Genomic DNA, 19,221 nt, shown 5'->3' with positions numbered 1-19,221 from the left:
GATTCACTCCAGCGAGGCGGCAACGAGTTCGGCGACGTCGAGCACGTCGGGGCGCGGGCCCACGACGCCTTCGAGCATGGCCGTGCAGTTCGGGCACGCAACCGCGACCACGTCCGCGCCGATCGTGCGTGCGTCGGCGATGCGGATGTCGGGAATGCGCTGCTTGCCCGGGATGTCGGTCAGCGGCGCACCGCCGCCACCGCCGCAGCAGCGGCCGCGCATGCCGTTGCGCTCCATCTCGACGACCTGGATGCCGATCGTCTTCAGCAGCTTGCGCGGCGCGTCCGTCTCGCCGTTGTAGCGGCCGAGGTAGCACGGATCGTGATACGTGGTGCGTTTTTCCTGCAGCGCCTCGACGGCCTTCGGCACGATCTTGCCGCTGTCGGCCAGTTCGGCGAGATAGGTCGTGTGATGCTTGACCGTCACGCGCAGCCCGAGCGCGCGGTATTCGTTGCGCAGGCTGTGCATCACGTGCGGATCGGCCGTCACGATCTGCTTGTACGACAACGTACCGAGCGTGCCGATCAGGCGTTTCGCCATCTGCTGGAACGTCGCTTCGTCGCCGAGCCGGCGCGCGACGTCGCCCGTGTCGGTTTCGGTCGAGCCGAGCACCGCGTAATCGACGCCCGCCTTGTTCAGTACCTTGACGAACGCGCGCAACGTGCGCTGGTAGCGCATGTCGAACGCGCCCTCACCCGCGACGAACAGCACGTCGACCGGCTTGCCCGGCTGCGCGACGGGCGCACTCAGGTCGACCGACCAGTCGTAGCGCGCGGCCGTGTCGAAGCCGCCCATCGTGCCCGTCTCGCGCAGGTTCGCGAGCACTTCCTGGCCCTTGCCCGGCACCGTACCGTGCACGAGCGTGCGGTTGCGGCGCATGTCGACGATCGCATCGACGTGCTCGATCAGCATCGGGCATTCCTGCACGCACGCGCGGCAGGTCGTGCACGACCACAGCGTCTGTTCCTCGATCAGGCCCGACACGATCGGACCATTCGGCTCGCCGCGATGCTGGCCGACCGCGAGGCCCGGCGACGGGCTGCCCGCATAGGCCGCATCGGTGCCGCCGGCCATCCCGACGACGAGATCCTGGATCAGCTTCTTCGGGTTCAGCGGCTGGCCCGACGCGAACGCCGGGCACGCGGCTTCGCACTTGCCGCACTGCACGCAGGCGTCGAAGCTCAGCAGCTGGTTCCAGCGGAATTCGACCGGCTTCGCGACGCCGTATTCCTGATGCTCGATATCCGGCAGCTTCAGCGCGGTCGGCGGCGTGGCCGTGCCGTTGCCCGTGAACGATTCGCGCGTCGCGGCGAAACGCTCCTGGCGCGGGTGGAACGCGAGGTGCAGCAGGCCGGCGATCGCATGCTTCATCGGGCCGCCCTTGGCCGCACCGACCGTCATCGTGAATGCCCCGATGCCGATCAGCAGCGCGCAGATCACCGCGAATGCGCCCGACATCGCACCGGTCGGCACCAGCATGAACAGCACGAGGCCGAGCGCGAACGAGCCGAGCAGCCAGGGCAGCGTATTCCACGGGCCGCGCGACAGCCGGGCCGGCACGTCCTTCGCCGCGCGCCGGCGCCACACGAACACCGCACCGACCAGCATCGCGAGCGCCGCGAGGAAGATCAGCTTGTCGAGCCACGGCGAGTAGATCGCGAGGCCGTAGTTGATGAACACCAGCGCGAGCGCACCGATTGCGCCGCCGGCGGTGGCGACGTGCGTCTTCGCGATGTACGGGTCGCGGGCGACCACGTGGTGCAGGTCGACGAAATAGCGCTTCGGGATCGCGAACAGGTTCGCGACGCCGAACGAGCCGGGCGCCGTGGCGCGGCCCAGACGCCAGTAGGACGAGCGCTTCGCGACCGCGAACGCGAGCCCCGCCACCGACAGCCACAACAGGGCGGTAATGAGGAAGGACGGGTTCATCTTTTAGAAATCCTTCACGAGACGCAGCGAGTCGTAGATCGCCCCGTGGACGTTGTGCATCGAGATGCAGTCGCCGACACGGAACAGCAGGAAACGGCCGTTGCCGAGTTCTTCCGACAGGCACGGCTGCGGCTCGGCCGCGAACAGCGTGTGCGGATCGATCTGGCCGCGGTTCACCGATTCCGGCTTGAGCTTCCAGTACAGTTCGTCGTTCGGCGACGAGCCGTTCTCGATCACCACCTGGTCGACCGCGCGCTCTTCCAGCTCTTCCGTGTACTCGTTGCGCAGCACGGCGATCAGCTTGCCGTTCTCTTCGTAGACGCGATCGAGCATCGTGTTCGGCGTCGGGATCACGCCGAATGCGTACAGGCGGCGATAGAAGATCGGGAACGTCGTGCCGCCGCAATCGTCGGCGACCTTCACGTCCGGCGTGACGACCTCGACCTTCGAGCCGCGGCTCGCCATGAAATCGGCCACGCCGGCGCCCGCATGCGTGCTCACGCCGTCGAACAGCAGCACGTTCTGCTTCGGCTCGACCTTGCCGGTCAGGATGTCCCACGAGCTGACGGCGAGCCCCTCGGCCACGCCCCAGCCCGGCACCTGCCACGTGAAGCTCGACCCGCCCGTCGCGAGCACGACGATGTCCGGCTTCTCGGCCATGATCATCTTCTCGTCGGCGGCCACGCCGAGGCGGCGGTCGACGCCCAGGCGCTTCGTCTCCATGTCGAACCAGCGGATGATCCCCGACATCTGCTCGCGCTGCGGCGCCTTCGCGGCGATCATCACCTGCCCGCCCACTTCCGCGTTCTTCTCGAACAGCACGACGTCGTGGCCGCGCAGCTTCGCGACGCGCGCCGCCTCGAGGCCCGCCGGGCCGGCGCCGACCACCACGACCTTGCGCTTCGGGCCGCGCGACTTCTCGATGACGTGCGGCATCGTCGCTTCGCGCGACGTCGCCGCGTTCTGGATGCACAGCACGTCGAGGCCGTTGTATTGACGGTCGATACAGTAGTTCGCGCCGACGCACTGCTTGATTTCGTCTTCGCGGCCGTCGCGGATCTTGATCACCATGTGCGGATCGGCGATCTGCGCGCGCGTCATGCCGACCAGGTCGATCATGCCGGTCGCGAGCAGGCGCTCGGCCTGGCCCGCATCGCGGATGCTCTGCGCGTGCATCACCGGAATCTTCACGACCGACTTGATGCCGGCCGCGAGGTGCACGAACGGCTCCGGCGGCAATGCCATCGGCGGCATGCAGTTCGCGATCGTGTTGTGCGTGTCGCCGCCCGAGCCGACCACGCTCAGGTAGTCGATCAGCCCCGTCTCCGACATCGCCTGCGCGATTTCCTTCAGCGCTTCGTGATCGAGGCCGTCCTCGTGGAATTCGTCGCCGCACATGCGCAGGCCGACGCAGAAATCCTTGCCGACCGCTTCGCGCACCGCCGTCAGCACTTCGATGCCGAAGCGCAGGCGGTTTTCGAGGCTGCCGCCCCATTCGTCGGTGCGGTGGTTCGAGCGCTTGCTCCAGAACTGGTCGATCAGGTGCTGGTGAGCGGCCGAGATCTCGATGCCGTCCATGCCGGCTGCCTTCACGCGCTTCGCGGCCGCCGCGAAATCGCCGATAATGCGGCGGATTTCCTCGATCTCGATGATCTTCGCGTTGCCGCGGTGCACCGGTTCGCGCACGCCCGACGGCGACATCAGGTGCGGCCAGTGCTCGCCGTGGAACGACGAGCGGCGGCCCATGTGCGTCGCCTGGATCATGATCTTCGCGCCGTGCTTGTGCATCGTGTCGGCCAGGCGCGTGAGCGGATCGATGATCTTGTCGGTCGACAGGTTCACCGATTTCCACCAGCCTTGCGGACTGTCGATCGACACCGGGCTCGACCCGCCGCAGATCGCGAGGCCCACGCCACCCTTCGCCTTTTCCTCGTAGTAGCGGATATAGCGGTCGCCCGGCAGGCCGCCCGGCTCGGCATACACCTCCGCGTGCGCGGTACTGACGATCCGGTTGCGCAGCGTCAGCTGGTTCAGCTGCATGGGTTTGAACAGGTGGGGATAACGCATCGCTGGCGACCTCTGGCGTTCGAATGTCTCGTGTTGCGGGTGTTGTTCTGTTTCGGTGAATCAGTGCATCAGTGCGCGATCGGCGACACTTCGAAGACGCAGTGGTCGTGATGCTCGGCCGCGCACTGCACTTCCTTCGACTGCGCACGCGGTGCGCCCTTGCCTTCCGGCGTCGTGTCGTTGACCCAGTCCATCGCACCGGCGAACCAGCCCGCGAACATGTAGCAGAGCTTGCCTTCCTTGCCCGGCTGCTGGAGCACGAACGACGAGTGGCGCAGCTCGATCTTCGCGCGCGCGCTGGCCGGATCGGCCTCGATGATCGAGAACAGGCCCCAGCCGCGTTGCGACAGGCGCTTCAGGTAGTGCTCGAACACCGCCATGCCGGTCAGGCCGTGCAGCTTCGCTTCCTTGTCGCACCAGTGGTAAGCGGACTTGTAGCCGGCCTTGTAGAGGATCTCGGCATACGCTTCGACGCCGAGCGCTTCCTCGACGGCGACGTGGTTGTTCGTGAAGAAGTGGCGCGGCACGTACAGCATCGGCAGTGCATCGGTGGTCCAGACGCCGGTATCGGGATCGACGTTGATCGGCAGTTGCGGTTGCATCGTGGTGACTCCGTGAGGAAAGTGGCCGCGCGGCTCAGTGCGCAGGCGCGACATCGTCCGCGCGCCCGCGCGGCTTGCGCGGGCACGTCCCGATTTTTCTAATGTTGAATCGCGGGTAGCGGTTCGGCTCGATGCGGCGCTTACGCGCCCCACACGTCCTTGAACACGCGCACCCAGTTCTCGCCCATGATCTTGCGGATGCGCGACTCCTTCCAGCCGTGGCGTTCCATCGCGGCGGTCAGGTTCGGGAATTCGCCGATCGTGCGGATACCGTCCGGGTTGATCACCTTGCCGAAGTTCGTCAGCTGGCGATAGCGGCCCTTGTCATGCGTGAGCATGTCGAAGAATTCCTTCGCGAAATCCTGCGTGAAATCCGTGCCGATGCCGACCGCGTCTTCGCCGATCAGGTTCACGACGTAGTCGATCGCCTCGATGTAGTCGTCGATATTCGCTTCGATCCCGCGCTTCAGGAACGGCGCGAACATCGTCACGCCGACGAAGCCGCCCGCATCGGCGATCTCCTTCAGCTGCACGTCGCTCTTGTTGCGCGGATGTTCCTTCAGGCCCGACGGCAGGCAGTGCGAGTAGCACACCGGCTTCTTCGAGAACGCGATCGCTTCCGACGACGTGTTGCCGCCCACATGCGACAGGTCGACCATGATGCCGACGCGGTTCATCTCGGTGATCACTTCGCGGCCGAAATCCGACAGGCCGCCGTCGCGCTCGTAGCAACCGGTGCCGACCAGGTTCTGCGTGTTGTAGCAGAGCTGCACGACGCGCACGCCCATGTCGGCGAACGCTTCGATGTAGCCGAGGTTGTCCTCGAACGCATGCGCGTTCTGGAAGCCGAGGATGATCCCGGTCTTGCCTTCCTTCTTCGCGCGGAAGATGTCGTCCGTCGTGCGCACGAGCGTCAGCAGCTCGCCGTTGTCGCGGATCTTCTTCTTCATCACGCCGATGTTGTCGACGGTCTTGGCGAAGTTCTCCCACACCGACACCGTGCAGTTCGCGGCGGTGATGCCGCCCTTGCGCATGTCCTCGAACACCGGCTTCTCGAACTTCGAAATGTTCAGTCCGTCGATGATGATGCTGTCCTGATGCAGCGTGCTCATATCTGCTCTCGCTCGTGGGTCTGTTCTTGTGGGGTCGATCAGTAGATCGGGAAGCGTTCGCACAGCGCGAAGATCTCGCGGCGCACGCGCTGTTCGGTCGCGTGGTCGCCTTCCGGGTTCGCACGCAGCGCGTCGAACACGTCGAGGATCAGGCGGCCCACTTCGCGGAATTCCGCGACGCCGAAGCCGCGCGTCGTGCCGGCCGGCGTGCCGAGACGGATGCCCGACGTGACGGTCGGCTTCTCGGTGTCGAACGGAATGCCGTTCTTGTTGCAGGTGATGCCCGCGCGCTCCAGCGCCTGCTCGACCGGCGCACCCTTCAGGCCCTTCGGGCGCAGGTCGACCAGCAGCAGGTGGTTGTCGGTGCCGCCCGTGACGAGATCGACGCCGCCGGCCTTCAGCACTTCGCCGAGCGCCTGCGCGTTCGCGAGCACGTTGTCGATGTAGGTCTTGAAATCCGCATGCAGCACTTCGCCGAACGCGACGGCCTTGCCGGCGATCACGTGCATCAGCGGGCCGCCCTGCAGGCCGGGGAACACCGCCGAGTTGATCTTCTTCGCGATGTCCTCGTCGTTGGTCAGCACGAAGCCGCCGCGCGGGCCGCGCAGCGTCTTGTGCGTGGTCGACGTGACGACGTGCGCATGCTCGACCGGGTTCGCGTGGCGGCCCGCGGCGATCACGCCGGCGATGTGCGCCATGTCGACCATCAGCTTCGCACCGACGCTGTCGGCGATCGCGCGGAAGCGCGCGAAGTCGAGCGCACGCGGGTACGCCGAGAAGCCGGCGATGATCAGGTTCGGCTTGTGTTCGTGTGCCAGCGCCTCGACCTGGTCGTAGTCGATCAGCATCGTGTCGCGGTTCACGCCGTACTGGACCGCGTTGAACCACTTGCCCGACAGTGCCGGCTTCGCGCCGTGCGTCAGGTGGCCGCCCGCGTCGAGCGACATGCCGAGCACCGTGTCGCCCGGCTTGGCCAGCGCGAGCATCACCGAGCCGTTCGCCTGCGCGCCCGAGTGCGGCTGCACGTTCGCATAGCCGGCGTTGAAGATCTGCTTCACGCGTTCGATGGCCAGCGCCTCGACTTCATCGGCGAACTCGCAGCCGCCGTAGTAGCGCTTGCCGGGATAGCCTTCCGCGTACTTGTTCGTCAGCACCGAGCCCTGCGCCTCGAGCACGGCGCGCGACACGATGTTTTCCGACGCGATCAGCTCGACCTGCGACTGCTGACGCTCGAGCTCCTTCAGGATGGCGCTGCGCACCGGCGCGTCGCGCTCGGCAAGGGGCTGCGAGAAGAAAGGCTGGGTGTTCGACATAGTGCGTCCGTGACGAAGAATAAAGGGCTGCAACCAAAGCTCAAGGCCCGCCCTGCCTGGGTTTCCCGCTGCGCCAGTGCAAGGTTGCCGACGGCTCTATTCTTGTCGTTCGGATTTTCGGCGGATTGATGAATTTAGACGCGTTCTTTGCCTTTTCCGCCATGCACGTCCGTTTTATACAAGTGACCGGTCGTGCTTTTTCGGATCACCAACCAAAACGGCGTCGGCTGTTCACCTATGGACACGCACACCGGCAGTGCGTTTGCCGCCCGGTCGAGGTGCGGCATCTCCCGGATACGGTGCAGTGCAACATCGGCCTTACACCCAGACAACGTATGGAGCTAGGGTTTAGCCGTATGGCACGCTTGTTGCGCTCGCTCACACAATACCGCAGCCCGATCGGTGCCTCCCGGGCGTATAGCTATTAGAGATTCTAGGAACGCTCCCCATGTCGCCCGACCGCACAGCGTCGCTGTCCCACTTCGCGTTCATGCCGTTACCGAATTTCACGATGATCGCGTTCACCAATGCGATCGAGGTGCTTCGGATGGCAAACTACCTGAGCGGCCAGCCGCTCTACCGCTGGTCGGTGATCAGCCCGGACGGCGGCCCGGTGACGGCGAGCAACGGCCTGACGGTCGACACGGGCCCGGCCGAATGCGCGGGGCAGCCCGACATCGTGTTCGTGTGCGGCGGCGTCGACGTGCAGCGCGCGACCACGCCGGCCCATCTGTCGACGCTGCGCCGCTTCGCGCGCTCGGGCATCCCGCTCGGCAGCCTGTGCACGGGCACCTATGCACTCGCGAAGTCGGGGTTGCTCGCGGGCTACGCATGCGCGATCCACTGGGAAAACATGTCGGCGCTGAAGGAAGAGTTTCCGGACACGCGCTTCCTGAAAGAACTGTTCGTGATCGACCGCGACCGCATCACGTGCACGGGCGGCGTCGCGCCGCTCGACATGATGCTGAACCTGATCGCCGCGCGCGTGGGCACCGCGCGCGTCACGCAGATCGCCGAGCAATTCATCGTCGAACACGTGCGCGACACGAGCGCACAGCAACGCATGCCGCTCGTCGCGCGTCTCGGTTCCGCGAACAAGTCGCTGTTCGAAGTGATCTCGCTGATGGAGAACAACATCGAGGAGCCGCTGTCGCGCGAGGAACTCGCGCGGCTCGCGAACATGTCGCAGCGGCAACTTCAACGGCTGTTCCGCGAGCACCTCGGGATGACGCCGACGCATTACTACCTGACGCTGCGGCTGCGCCGTGCACGCGAGCTGCTGCTGCAGACCGACATGTCGATCATGCACATCACGATGGCATGCGGCTTCCAGTCGGCGTGCCACTTCAGCAAGAGCTATCGCGATGCGTTCGGCGTCGCGCCGACGCGTGAACGCCGCAAGCAGGTCGCCCCGCTCGCGCAGGGTGCGGCGAGCGCCGCCGGTCCCGCGTTTCCTGCTCATGTGCTGCATGCGTGACACGCGCGGCGCCTGAAAAAAAAGCGGCCTCGAAGGCCGCTTTTTTCTTTGCGCTCAGGATCCCCACACCTGCATCTCGTCGAGCGAGTATCCCCAGGGCGTCGCGCGCTTCGTACCGAGCATCCGCACATAGCGGCCCTGCCCGTTCAGGTTCGGCAGCGTCACGTGCCCGTACGACACGCCGTTGTTCGTCGAATAGATCGTCGTCCAGTTCGCATTGTCGTTCGATGTCTGGATCTGGTAGGCGAGCGCGCCCGCATCCCAGTACAGGTCGATGCTGCTGATGGTCTTCGTCGCGCCCAGATCCACCGAGATCCACTGCGGATCGACACCCGCGCCTTCCGGCGAATCCCAGCGCGTGCTCGTCGTGTTGCCGTCGAATGCCTTGTCCGGCGTGAGCGACGCGTTGTAGCTCGCCGACGCCGCGGCCGGCCGCCCCTGCGACAGCAGCGCCGGCTGCGCGACGGCCGGGCCGCCGTAGTAGCTCGACCCGAGCTTCGCCTTCGTCGTGTCGACGTTCACGCCGAACTGCGACAGGCTCCAGCGCTGGCCGGTCGTCACGTCGCCGACGTAGAGCTGATAGCCACCCGCCGTCGTCGACGAGAAGAACAGGTAGTTCGTACCACTTACCGGCGCCGGATCGGAGTTGTTGCTCATGCAGTCGTTGAGCGCCAGCGCGCCCGGCGTCGATGCCGGGTCGGCCGTCTTCGCATAGATCTGGTCGGCCCCGCCGCTGTCCTTCCAGCGCGCGTAGTACACCATGCCGTCCGCGCGCACGATCGGGTAGTACGTCTGCAGTCCGGCCGGATGATCGAACACGGCGGTCGCGCCGGTCGCGATCGTCCGCTTCATCAGCCCCATGTTCGCGCCGGTGCCGGTCGCGTAGTACACGGCGCTCGCGTCCGGCGCGAGGAACGGCATCGAGTATTCGGCGCCGGCCGGCGCGTTCGTCAGGCTCACGACCGACGTGAACACCGGGCCCGCTCTCGTGTACGACAGCGTCGCCTGCTTGACGTCGCCGTTCTGCTTGAACACGAGCGTCTTGCCGTCCGCGCTGAATTTCGGGTCTTCGTTGCGCGTGGCGCCCGTGCTGTTCGTCATGTTCACGGGCGGCGTACCGGCGCCGAGCTGCAGCATGAACACGTTCCATGCACCGTTGCTGATGCCCATGAACACAAGCCACTTGCCGTCGGGACTGAACATGCCGTTCATCGGATCGGTGATGCCCCATGTGCTCTTGCTCAGTTGCGTCAGCGTATGAGCGGAGAAGTCGTACAGGAACAGCTGGCTCGTGCCGTCGCCGTACTTCACGTAGCTGTGATAGACGAGCTTGCCGGTCAGCGCGGCGGGAAACGTCGCGTTCGGCTGGGCCGCGGGATCGTTGATGCAGGCTGCGGCTGCAACGCCGCCGAACAGATTGAGGGCAATCCCGGCCACGAGGCCGGCGACGAGGGTCTTCAGTTTCACGCTGGATGCTTCCGGGTAAGGTAGGGACGCCGCGGACAACGGGCCGCGCAGGACGCGCGGGGGTCACGGATCCGCCGTCGGGCAGCGTGAATTCCGTATTGGTCGGACATCGGGAACAAGGCTTGCGAGAGCATGCCCGCTGGTCAGACGAAAGACAAGGATCAGAGCGCGCTCAAAACATGCGGATCAGCGATTTGGGGCGCGCTTGCACGTGACGGCTGCCGTACTACTCTTTTGTCAGCGAGGCTTCGAGCGGCCGGGGGGCAGGCATGAAGCGATATGCGGCGCTGGCACAGACGATCGCCGACGCGATCCGGCGCGGCGACCTGGCCACCGGCGCGCGGATTCCCACCGTGCGCGCCGCGTGCCGCGCTTATCGCGTGAGCCCGTCCACCGTGTTTCGCGCGTACTACACGCTCGAAAGCGAGGGTCTGATCGTCGCGCGGGCGCGCTCCGGTTATTTCGTTGCGAACCTCGAAGACAAGCACGTGCGGGTCGGCCACGAACCGCCGCACCGGCCGGGCACCGTGCAAACCGGCGGCGACGATGCGCTGTTCCGGTTGCTCGATTCCCTCAAATGCGAAGACATCGTTCCGCTCGGCTCGGCATTCGCCAGCTATTCGCTGTTCCCGATGAGCAGCCTGTGGCGCTACGTGGCGTCGGCCGCCCGCAACATGGATCGCACGAAGCTGCTGTCCGGATTGCCGCCCGGCCACGATGCGCTGCGCCGTCAGATCGCATTGCGCTACCTGAACGCGGGCGCGTCGCTGCCGATGGAGGAAATCGTCATCACCACCGGCGCGATCGAGGCACTGACGCTCAGCCTGCAGGCGCTGACGCGCGCCGGCGACATCGTCGCGATCGAACGACCGGCGTTCCATGCGGTGCTGCAGGCCGTGCAGCGCCTGCACCTGAAGGCCGTCGAGATTCCGGTCGACCCGCGCACGGGCCTCGATCTCGACGCGCTCGCGCAGGCGCTCGACACGCATCCGGTACGCGCGTGCTGGTTCATGACATCGTTCCACAACCCGACCGGCGCCACGCTGACCGACGAACGCAAGCGCGCGCTGATCGACCTGCTCGCGTCGCGCGGCGTGCCGCTGATCGAGGACGACGTGTACGGCGAACTGCATTTCGGCACGGCGCCCACACGGCCCGCGAAACTGTACGACGGCAGCGGGCTCGTCCTGCATTGCGGATCGTTCTCGAAATGTCTCGCGCCCGGATTCCGGATCGGCTGGGTCGCGGCCGGACGTTTCGTGCGGCAGATCCGCCAGGCGAAAGGCGCGAGCGCGCCGGCCGCCGACGTGCCTGCGCAGCTGGCGCTTGCGAGCTACCTGCACGACGGCGCATACGACCGTTTCCTGCGCAAGCTGCGACGCAATCTCGCCGCGCACCAGGCGCAGATGCTGGCGGCCGTGCGGGCGTATTTTCCGGCCGATACCGCGGTGTTCGCCCCGCGCGGCGGGTACTTCCTGTGGATCGAACTGCCGCCGCACGCGGACGCGATGCACTTGTTCGACGACGCGATGGAAAGTGGTGTCAGCATCGCGCCGGGACCGCTCTTTTCCGCGACCGGCGGGTTCCGCCGCTATCTGCGCCTCAACTACGGGCGGCCGTGGACGCCGGCCGTCGAGCGCGCGATGGAGACGCTCGGCACGCTCGCGGCCCGGCAGCGGCACGACCGGTAGCACGAGACGTGCGGATCGCGACGATCGACATGCGTCTTGCGTTTCGCTCGCAAGCGACAAAGAATGAAGCGGTACGCCAGCCGCGGACGAACGGGTTCCACGCGTCCGATGTTATGGAGAATCACATGAACACCGCATGCGGACGACGGCCGGCGCGGGCGCCGACGACGGCGTCCGGTCGCCCCTGACGATGCGCGTCCTGTCCAACCGGAACGTTCGCGCGCGCGATGCGTGGCGCGCGGTGCTGAACGTGCGCGCCGCATCGCGGCACGCCGTCCGTTGCTGCTGCAGGGAATGCGGCTTCGTGGCCGGCCGCGCACTCGAGCGTTGCTCCGCCTGTGGCCAGTGGGACTGGCCGTTCGATCCGGTTCGCCACACGCCGGACCCTGCACGCCCCGCGCAGGCGCGGCAGTCGTTCCATTTGTGGCCGTCGCGTATCGCGCGTACGCTGCGCAACGCGGCATTCCGGCGGCCCAGCGCGTCGAGCGCGCCGATCCTGAGCCTCCTGACGCTCGTCCTGCTCGTCGGCGGTTACGTGGCGGTCGACCGAACGTGCAAGGCCGACCCCGTCTGCCGCAAGTCCGGCGCGTCGACGGCCGCCGCGACCGAAACCGGCGTGCTTGCGGCGAACGAGCCGACGCCGCCGGTCTTGCCGGCGCCCGTCTTTCCGTTTCATGTGCCCGACGGCACGCCACTGGCGGGCAATCCGCAATATGGAGGCCCGAACGCGGGCGAACCCGTGAACCGGATGCAGGTTGCGCAAGCCAGGCCGTCGATGCACGCACCTGACCGGGCACGCCCGGGTGCGATTCGCGTCGCCGACTGGAACGGCAGCCGCGATGCCACGCACCGCACGCATACGGTTCGCCGCGTGAGCCTGCATACCCGCCACGCGCGCTACACCGCCGCCAGCAATGCGGAAATCGCCAAGCTCTATCGCGGCCACTGACCGCGTGGCCCGGGCCTGCGCCCGACGATTCATTTTTCTAAACCGCCCCTCAAAAAACCTCGTTTGTGTCGCGACGGACGCGTGACGTTCAATGGGTCATTCGCCTGCGCCGGTGCGCACCTCGCGTGCCGGCCGCCCGATCCACCGAACGGAGTCTGTCGATGAATGCACTGCAGCTCGTGACCCTCGCTGCCATCTGGGGCGCGTCCTTCCTGTTCATGCGCATGGGCGCGCCGGAATTCGGCGTCGTCCCGCTGATCGCGCTGCGCGTCGCGATCGCGGCCGTGCTGCTGTCGCCGGTATTGCGCCATGCCGATGCACGACGGGAATTCCGCTCGCACGTGGTGCCGCTGTTCGTCGTCGGCATCGCCAACTCGGCGCTGCCGTTCTGCCTGTTCACCTACGCGGCGCTGTTCGTGACGGCCGGCACCGATTCGATCCTGAATGCAACGACGCCGCTCTGGACCGCGATCGTCGCGTACGTATGGCTGCGCGCGCCGCTGACGAAGCCGCAGGCGATCGGCCTCGCGCTCGGGTTCGCCGGTGTCGTCGTGCTCGCCGGCTCGGCCGTCGGCGCCGGCACGCCCGGTGCATCGCGCGCGATCGCCGCCGCGATGCTCGCGACGCTGTCGTACGGTTTCGCCGCGCATTACTCGAAGCGCAAGCTCGCGAACGTGCGGCCGTTCGTATCCGCGTTCGGCAGCCAGTTGTTCGCGGCCGTCGCACTCGTGCCGCTCGCGCTGCCGATGTGGCCGCACGGCCCGGTTCACACGTCCGCGTGGATCGCGGTGGTGCTGCTCGGCGCGATCTGCACGGCCGTGGCCTACCTGCTGTATTTCGGGCTGATCCGCAACGCGGGCGCGCAATACGCGGCGTCGGTCACGTTCCTGATTCCGATCTTCGGGGTGGTGTGGGGCGCGATCTTCCTGCACGAGACGATCACCGTGCAGACGGTCGCCGGGTGCGCGATCATCCTGCTCGGCACCGCGCTCGCGACCGGCAAGATCAAGGGATTCGCGTCGGCAGCCGTGCGCGGGTCACGCCAATAGGTCGCGCGGATCGCGCGCGTCGCGGCCGATCTCCTGCGCGAGCCAGTCGCGAAACGCGGCGATCTTCCACTCGTCCTGGCGCGCTTCGCTGCACACGACGTAATAGGACAGTTCGGTCGGCCAGGGTCGCTCGATCACGCGAACCAGCCGCCCGGCCGCGATTTCGTCGCGCGCATAGATGTCGCGGACGAGCGCGATGCCCTGCGCGGCGACCGCGGCCTTGATCAGCAACGGATCCTCGCTGAAGCTCGCGCCGCGCTGCGCCCGTGCATCCTCGATGCCCTGCGCGCGCAACCACAGCGCCCAGTCGGCGCGGTCCGCATCCTGCAGCAGCGGGTACGACAGGCAGTCGGCGGGCGCGCCGATCGGGCGCGCGGGATCGAGCAGCCGCGGGCTGCACACGGGCCACAGCTCCGGTGTCCAGATGCGGAACGATGCGTGCCCCGGATAGTGGCCCAGCCCGTGCCGGATCGCGACGTCGACGTAGTCGCGGCGCAGGTCGACCAGTTGCGCACGCGTCTCGACGGTGATCTCGATGTCGGGGTACGCGGCATTGAACGAACCGAGGCGCTGCACGAGCCACGTATTCGCGAACGACGCGGTGGTCGTCACCGCGAGGCGGACGATGCGCCGGTTCGCACCGTGCACGTTCGACCAGGCGGCCTCGATCTCGTTGAAGCCGCGGGCGAGCTGGTCGAACAGCGCGCGGCCGGTGCCGGTCAGCGCGAGCTCGCGGCCGGTGCGCTCGAACAGCCGCACGGCAAGGCGATCCTCGAGATTGCGGACATGCTGGCTGACGGCGCCCGGCGAAATGCACAGCAGGTCGGCCGCCTGCTTCATGCTGCCGCAGCGCGCCACTTCGACGAAGGTATGCAACGCGGCGAGGGGAAGTGACTTGGCCATCCGTGGAGTCGCCGCCGCACGGCGGTGGAGGGTTCGGGAACGGGCGATGATTATCGCAGCAATTCCGGGCGGCCGGGACCGCGGTGCGCCATCGCGCCCTGCCCGCGCCGTCGGCCCGCGATGAAAAACGGGCGGCCCGTTTCCGGAGCCGCCCGTTTCCTGTTGCGCGTGCCGAACGCTAGCGCATCACGCCGCCAGCAGCCCGTGCGGGTCGATGACGAATTTGCGCGGCGCGCCGCCGTCGAACTTCTTGTAGCCTTCCGGCGCCTGGTCGAGCGAGATCACCTCGACGTTGACGATCTTCGCGATCGGCAGCCGGTCGAACAGGATCGCCTGCATCAGGTTGCGGTTGTACTTCAGCACCGGTGTCTGGCCCGTGAAGAACGAATGCGACTTCGCCCAGCCGAGGCCGAAGCGGATGCTCAGGCTGCCGTGCTGCGCAGCCTTGTCCTTCGCGCCCGGATCGTCCGTCACGTACAGGCCCGGGATGCCGATCGCACCGGCCGGGCGCGTGATTTCCATCAGCGAGTTCAGCACCGTCGCAGGCGCTTCCTCCGAATGGCCCGACGATCCGTGGCCGTGCGCCTCGAAGCCGACGCAGTCGACCGCGCAGTCGATCTCGGGCACGCCGAGGATCTGCTCGATCTGCTCGCCGAGCGAGGCGTCCTTCGACAGGTCGACCGTCTCGAAGCCCATCGCGCGCGCATGCGCGAGGCGCTCCGCATTCATGTCGCCGACGATCGTCACGGCCGCGCCGAGCAGGCGCGCCGACGCGGCCGCCGCCATCCCGACCGGGCCCGCGCCCGCGATGTAGACCGTCGAGCCCGGCTTCACGCCCGCGCTTACCGCGCCGTGATAACCGGTCGGCAAAATGTCGGACAGGCAGGTCAGGTCGCGAATCTTCGACATGGCCTGGTCGCGGTCCGGGAATTTCAGCAGGTTGAAATCGGCGTACGGCACGAGCACGTACTCGGCCTGGCCGCCGATCCAGCCGCCCATGTCGACGTAGCCATAGGCGCCGCCGGCACGCGACGGGTTCACGTTCAGGCACACGCCCGTATGCGTGTCCTTGCACATCGCGCAGCGGCCGCACGCGACGTTGAACGGCACCGACACGAGATCGCCGATCTTCAGCGTCTCGACGTCGCGGCCCACTTCGACCACTTCGCCAGTAATCTCGTGACCGAGCACGAGGCCGACCGGAGCGGTCGTGCGGCCGCGCACCATGTGCTGGTCGGAACCGCAGATGTTCGTGCTGACCACTTTCAGGATCACGCCGTGGCCGATCGCGCGGCCGCTCGGGTCGACCATCTTCGGATAATCGATTTTCTGGACTTCGACCTGGCCCGGTCCAAGATAGACGACACCTCGATTGCTGCTCATCGTATTGTCTCCATGTCTCGTTGGCTGGCGCCGCGGCGCGCCGGCCCATGCGGCGCACGCGCAACGTGCTGTTCGAGAGTAGTCCCGGAGGCAGGGGCGCCGATGTCTCAAACGCGACATGCGTTTGATCGGCGCCGACATCGATGGCGGAAATACGAAAGTCGGGCGGGAAACGGCGGGAAGCCTTCAGGGCGACCACGTGCTCGCCCGGGGTCGGACCGCCCGTTGCGCCGGCCCGCCCCTTTTTCCGCGGGCGCTACCCGCCCTGGTTCTCGCGGATGACCGCGGCAGCAGCCGCTTCCGCGTCGCTCGCGACGCCGTCGTGCACGCGCGTGCTGACGGCAGGCGTCGGCGGCTCGCTGTCGAGCGCGTGGCCGTTGCGGTCGTGCGTGTCGACCGTCGCGCGCATCGACAGCCCGACGCGCAGCGGGTGCGCGGCGAGATCGCGCGGATCGAGCGCGATCACGACCGGCACGCGCTGCACGACCTTGATCCAGTTGCCGGCCGCGTTCTGCGACGGCAGCATCGAGAACGCGCTGCCCGTGCCGGCCGAGAAGCCCTGCACGCGGCCGCGATACGCGATGCGCGAACCGTAGAGATCCGACACGACCTCGACCGGCTGCCCGATGCGCATGTGGCGAATCTGCCCTTCCTTGAAATTCGCGTCGACCCACAACTGGTTCAACTGCACGATCGACATCAGCGGCACGCCGGGCCCGACCTGCTGGCCGACCTGCACCGAACGCTGCCCGATCGTGCCGTCGACGGGCGCGACGATCGTCGTGCGCTTCAGGTTCCGGTACGCGAGCTTGAACTGTGCGGCCGCCTGGACGACGGCCGGGCTTTCGTCGACGGGCAGCTTGCTGCCGAGCGCACGCGCCGCGTCCAGCTGCGCCTGGGCGGCCGCGAGGTTCGCCTGCGCGCCGGCCACCGCCGCGCGCGCCCGTGCCAGTTCCTCCGGCGCGACGATCTCGACCGATGCGCCCGAGCGGGCGGCGAACGCGCGCTGCGCGAGCGACAGGTCGGCGCGCCGCGCATTCACGGCCTCGACGTACATCGTGTTCGAAATCCTCGCATTCGCAACCTGCCGCACGGCCTGCGCGAGCTGCGCCTTCGCCTGCGCGAACGCGACGGACGCCTCGGCATCGTCGAGCCGCACGAGCACCTGCCCGGCGCGCACCACCTGCGTATCGGCCACCACCACGTCGGTCACGGCACCCGGAACCTGCGCGGCGACCTGCACGATGCTCCCCGCGACGTATGCGTCGTCGGTGTCTTCGTAATAGCGGTCGCTCAGCAGCCAGTACGCGATCCACGCAATCGCGGCCAGCAGCACGATCGCGAAGAACACGGTGAAGCGCTTGCGGCGCGTCGCGCGGCGCGCATCGAGTGCCGGGTCGTTCAGTGCGGCCGGCGGCGCGGCGGAATGGAGGTTGTCGTGGTGCATCAGTCGCTTTGCGTGACGATCAGGCGATCGTGCTGGAACAGGGGGATCGGCGGGATGACCGACGGCGTCGGTGCCGGGCTCGCCGATGCCGTGCGTGCGAGAACGGGTGTCGCGCGCGACGTCGCCGCCGGGCGGATCGCGCCGGCCGTCGACGGGCTCGCCGCAGCGTCACGCGTTGCCGGCGCGATGCTCGCCGTGACGGCAGCCGGCGGCAACGCAGCACGCGGCGAACCGGCCGCCGCCGGGGTCGCGCCCACAGCAGTCACGGCAGCCGCCGGGGTCGCCGCGCCACGCCTTGCCGCCCCGCTGCGTGCCCGATGCACGGCCGGCGTCCGGGCCTGCGCGACCGTTGCGCCCGCATCGAAGCCTCCGCCCAGCGCGCCGATCAACCCGACGCGCAGCGTCCGCTGCCGGCCGAGCAACGCGATCATCTGCGTGCGCTCGTCGATCAGCGTGAGATCGGCGACATCGACGTCCTTCTGCATCAGCACGCCGCGCCGGTGGCGGTCGGCGGCGATCTGCACGATCTTCTGCGCGGCCGCGACCGCGTCCTGCTGCTGTGTCACAAGCGTCTGCGACGTCTGCAGCGACGTGACGATCTGCGCGACCTGCCCGAGCGCATCGTCGACGGTCTTGTTGTACAACCCGATCGCGACGTCGGCCTGCGCGACGTCCGCGCCGAGCTTCGCCTTCAGCCGGCCGTGATCGAAGATCGGCAGCGAGATCGCCGGGCCGACGGAGCCGGCCAGCGAGTCGCGCGAGAACAGCGACGCGGGCGTCAGCGCGAACACGCCGCCGAGCGCGACGAGGTTCACGTCCGGATAGAACTGCGCGCGCGTCGAATCGGCATTCGCGAACGCGGCTTCGACGCGCAGCCGTGCGGCGACGATGTCGGGCCGGCGGCCCAGGAGATCGGCCGGCAACCGTGCCGGCACCGCACCGCCCGCGAACGCGCCAACGCGCGGCCGCTGCAGCGCGAGCCCGCGCTCGGGGCCGCGCCCCGACAGCACGCCGAGCTGCAGTTGCGCGAGCTTGATCTGCTCGTCGTTCAGCGCGATCTGTTCGAGCAGGCGGCTGCGCTTGATCGACGCGTCGCTCGCGTCATACGCGTTGTCGAGACCGCGCGCGGTGCGCTCGCGCAGCACGGCGGTCACGCGCTGGCTGATCTTCAGCTTCTGCTCCAGCAGGTCGCGCACCGCGTACGCCTGGTCGAGCTGGCAGTACACGGTGACGATCGCGACGGCGAGCGTCAGCCGCACCTGCTCGGCCTCCACCCCGGCCGCGTCGCGCAGCGACATCAGGCTCTTCGTCGCCGCTCGATTCTTGCCCCACAGGTCGAGCTGGTAGTTCAGCCCGACGAAGATCGACGACGGCGACACGTTCGGATCGCCGAAGATCTGCACCGGCACGCGATAGCCGCCGGCCGTCACGTCGGCGATGTCGCCGGGCTTCGGCATCCGCGCGCGGCTGATCGACGCGCCGGCCGTGCCCGTGAGCCCGGTCAGCGAATCGAATTGCTGAAGCTGCGCCTGCGCGATCCGCAACCGCGCCTGCGCAACCTGCACATCTGGGCTGTTCTGCGACGCGTCGGCCACGAGCGCGTCGAGCTGCGGATCCTGCAACTGCTTCACCCAGTCGGGCGCCGGCCACGCGCCGTTCGCGCCGGGGCCCGCGGTATGCGCGAGCGCATCGTCGGCCGGTGCGCGCATCGACAGCGACGGCAGGAAGCCCGACGGCACGCAACCGCTCAATGCGAGCAGCGCGGCTGCCGCCGCGATCATTGCGCCGCCCCGCACGCCACGCGCCGAATCCACCGCTTTCCTCATGCGCTG

14 protein-coding genes are annotated in these 19,221 nt (G+C 67.7%); 4 read left to right on the top strand and 10 right to left on the bottom strand.

Annotation, left to right across the window (positions count from 1 at the left end; translation table 11 throughout):
• Positions 1–3 precede the first annotated feature (3 nt).
• From AC5LXK_RS19475 to AC5LXK_RS19455, 5 genes are all read right to left on the bottom strand, one after another.
• Entirely contained in the window at positions 4–1,929 is a 1,926-nt protein-coding gene (locus tag AC5LXK_RS19475; protein ID WP_493393094.1) for a (Fe-S)-binding protein, read from the bottom strand.
• A gap of 3 nt (positions 1,930–1,932) precedes the next feature.
• Entirely contained in the window at positions 1,933–3,996 is a 2,064-nt protein-coding gene (locus tag AC5LXK_RS19470) for an oxidoreductase (RefSeq protein ID WP_493393093.1), read from the bottom strand.
• Positions 3,997–4,064: 68 nt separating this feature from the next.
• On the bottom strand, positions 4,065–4,598 hold the full coding sequence (locus AC5LXK_RS19465; RefSeq protein ID WP_006488993.1) for a DUF5943 domain-containing protein: 534 nt from the start codon (positions 4,596–4,598) through the stop codon (positions 4,065–4,067).
• 140 nt (positions 4,599–4,738) lie between these two features.
• On the bottom strand, positions 4,739–5,710 hold the full coding sequence (locus AC5LXK_RS19460) for a dipeptidase (protein WP_175841053.1): 972 nt from the start codon (positions 5,708–5,710) through the stop codon (positions 4,739–4,741).
• Between the two features lie 38 nt (positions 5,711–5,748).
• On the bottom strand, positions 5,749–7,023 hold the full coding sequence (locus AC5LXK_RS19455) for a serine hydroxymethyltransferase (protein ID WP_493393092.1): 1,275 nt from the start codon (positions 7,021–7,023) through the stop codon (positions 5,749–5,751).
• A 448-nt stretch (positions 7,024–7,471) separates the two neighbouring features.
• Here AC5LXK_RS19455 and AC5LXK_RS19450 point away from each other — a divergent pair, with 448 nt between their 5' ends.
• Positions 7,472–8,500: a GlxA family transcriptional regulator gene (locus tag AC5LXK_RS19450; RefSeq protein WP_493393091.1), complete on the top strand. Its 1,029-nt coding sequence runs from the start codon at positions 7,472–7,474 to the stop codon at positions 8,498–8,500.
• Between the two features lie 54 nt (positions 8,501–8,554).
• Here AC5LXK_RS19450 and AC5LXK_RS19445 read toward each other — a convergent pair whose 3' ends face one another.
• Complete coding sequence (locus tag AC5LXK_RS19445) at positions 8,555–9,967, bottom strand: discoidin domain-containing protein (RefSeq protein ID WP_493393090.1); 1,413 nt, start codon at positions 9,965–9,967, stop codon at positions 8,555–8,557.
• A gap of 269 nt (positions 9,968–10,236) precedes the next feature.
• Between AC5LXK_RS19445 and AC5LXK_RS19440 the strand changes: the two genes are divergently transcribed.
• The 3 genes from AC5LXK_RS19440 to AC5LXK_RS19430 all read left to right on the top strand — a co-directional run bounded on the left by AC5LXK_RS19440 (position 10,237) and on the right by AC5LXK_RS19430 (position 13,656).
• Positions 10,237–11,658, top strand: coding sequence for an aminotransferase-like domain-containing protein (locus AC5LXK_RS19440; RefSeq protein ID WP_493393089.1), 1,422 nt, complete (start codon positions 10,237–10,239; stop codon positions 11,656–11,658).
• Positions 11,659–11,848: 190 nt separating this feature from the next.
• Entirely contained in the window at positions 11,849–12,607 is a 759-nt protein-coding gene (locus AC5LXK_RS19435; RefSeq protein WP_493394019.1) for a hypothetical protein, read from the top strand.
• Between the two features lie 161 nt (positions 12,608–12,768).
• A complete protein-coding gene (locus tag AC5LXK_RS19430) occupies positions 12,769–13,656 on the top strand; it encodes a DMT family transporter (RefSeq protein WP_493393088.1) in 888 nt (295 codons plus the stop codon).
• Here the strand turns inward: AC5LXK_RS19430 and AC5LXK_RS19425 are convergent.
• The 4 genes from AC5LXK_RS19425 to AC5LXK_RS19410 all read right to left on the bottom strand — a co-directional run bounded on the left by AC5LXK_RS19425 (position 13,645) and on the right by AC5LXK_RS19410 (position 19,215).
• On the bottom strand, positions 13,645–14,559 hold the full coding sequence (locus AC5LXK_RS19425; protein ID WP_493393087.1) for a LysR substrate-binding domain-containing protein: 915 nt from the start codon (positions 14,557–14,559) through the stop codon (positions 13,645–13,647). The genes AC5LXK_RS19430 and AC5LXK_RS19425 overlap by 12 nt on opposite strands.
• A gap of 186 nt (positions 14,560–14,745) precedes the next feature.
• The gene (gene fdhA, locus AC5LXK_RS19420; RefSeq protein ID WP_059239222.1) at positions 14,746–15,942 is read right to left on the bottom strand and encodes a formaldehyde dehydrogenase, glutathione-independent; all 1,197 of its coding nucleotides are present in this window, start codon (positions 15,940–15,942) and stop codon (positions 14,746–14,748) included.
• Positions 15,943–16,198: 256 nt separating this feature from the next.
• A complete protein-coding gene (locus AC5LXK_RS19415) occupies positions 16,199–17,389 on the bottom strand; it encodes an HlyD family secretion protein (RefSeq protein WP_493393086.1) in 1,191 nt (396 codons plus the stop codon).
• Positions 17,389–19,215, bottom strand: a complete 1,827-nt coding sequence (locus AC5LXK_RS19410; protein ID WP_493393085.1) for an efflux transporter outer membrane subunit — start codon at positions 19,213–19,215, stop codon at positions 17,389–17,391. The genes AC5LXK_RS19415 and AC5LXK_RS19410 overlap by 1 nt, the downstream gene beginning before the upstream one ends.
• Between the last annotated feature and the right edge of the window lie 6 nt (positions 19,216–19,221).

It is taken from the genome of Burkholderia pulmonis (assembly GCF_984667975.1).
This window is presented reverse-complemented; position numbering and strand designations above follow the sequence as displayed.